The following is a 315-nucleotide window of genomic DNA, read 5'->3' on the forward strand; positions in this document are numbered from 1 at the left end:
ATCCTGACGAAAGTCAGGATCCAGAGCCCCGAGCGCCGTCCCCTACGGCTCTGGATCCTGACTTTCGTCAGGATGACGGGAATAGGTCAGGATGACGGGAATGAGTCACGATGACCGAAGCGCGTCAGCACGAAGCCCCACCACCTCCACCCGAGCCAAACCCTGCATAGGCACCCCCACCAGACTCACCTCGACCAGCTCCACCCTCAGCAGCACCCGCCGAGCCCCCTGCACGACCCGCACCGCCCGATACCCGACCGACAACCCAGCAACCGCCCCAGACCGCACCAGCCCCGCAAGCTCGGGATCCTCGAC

The 315-nt window shown here is 65.4% G+C and carries 1 protein-coding gene; it reads right to left on the reverse strand.

The window, feature by feature from the left end:
• Nucleotides 1-105: 105 nt before the first annotated feature.
• Nucleotides 106-315: HK97 family phage prohead protease (locus AC0CH3_RS17765; RefSeq protein WP_465238121.1), on the reverse strand; the 210-nt coding region annotated here is incomplete at its 5' end.

The organism is Sphingomonas sp. AC449 (assembly GCF_979253475.1).